Raw genomic sequence first — 928 nt, forward strand, 5'->3', positions numbered from 1 at the left:
TGCTGCGGGACCGCAGGGTGACCGGGTTGTCAGCTCGTCTGGTCGCGGAGTTGGTGGCGGAGGTGGGTCCGGTGTGGCAGGCTCGCCAGGACGCCCGGCGGGCTGATCGTCCCCGGCGCCGCGCACCAGGAGCCGGGGCGAAGTACAAGCTGGTCTTCGTCGATCGCCTGCTCGCGACGCTGGTGTATCTGCGCCATGCCACCACCCATGACGTGCTTGCTGCGTGGTTCCGGGTGGACCGCTCCACGATCACGCGTGCGATCAACGAGATCCGTCCCGTGCTGGCTGAACGCGGCTGCCGCATCGAAGGCGGCCGGCGGCTGCGGACGTTGGCCGAGGTCATTGAGCATCTCGGCGCGTGTGGCCAGAGTGCGGTCATGGACGCCACTGAGATCCGGGTTCGCCGACCGGCAGTGGGGCGGGTGGATCGTGACCAGTTCATCTCCGGCAAGAGCAAGCAGAACGCCGTGAAGGCCCTGGTCCTCACCGACCCTGCCGGACGCGTCCTGTTCTGCGGGCAGACTCGGCCGGGAAGCTGTCCAGACATCACCCAGGCCCGTCAGGCTGGCCTGCCCGACCTGCTGCGCCACACCGTCGGCCTGCAGATCCTGGCCGACGCCGGCTACCAGGGCCTGAGCGCGCAGACCGGTGGCCAGGTGATCACGCCACCGCACCGCAAGTTCCGCAAGAACCCGCCCCACTGGTACATCCAGGCCCATGCCCAACAGTGCAGAGATCACTCCTCCCGGCGCATCCGCGTGGAGCACGGCATCGCACACCTGAAGAACTGGCGCACCCTCACCCGACACCTGGGCCGCCCCGCGATCCTCGAGGACACCGTCCGCGCCGTCGCTGGCCTGCTGTCCGACCACCAACACACTCACCGTCGACGCCAGCCGATGACCGAGCTCGCTGCACGTCACGGCAT

The 928-nt window shown here is 68.9% G+C and carries 1 protein-coding gene; it reads left to right on the forward strand.

What is annotated here, in order from left to right; translation table 11 throughout:
* Positions 1 to 26: 26 nt before the first annotated feature.
* The coding region (locus tag IEY55_RS31745) for a transposase family protein (RefSeq protein ID WP_229686959.1) at positions 27 to 928 on the forward strand (902 nt) is incomplete at its 3' end.

Source organism: Longimycelium tulufanense (genome assembly GCF_014645795.1).
GTDB classification, from domain to species: Bacteria; Actinomycetota; Actinomycetes; order Mycobacteriales; family Pseudonocardiaceae; genus Longimycelium; species Longimycelium tulufanense.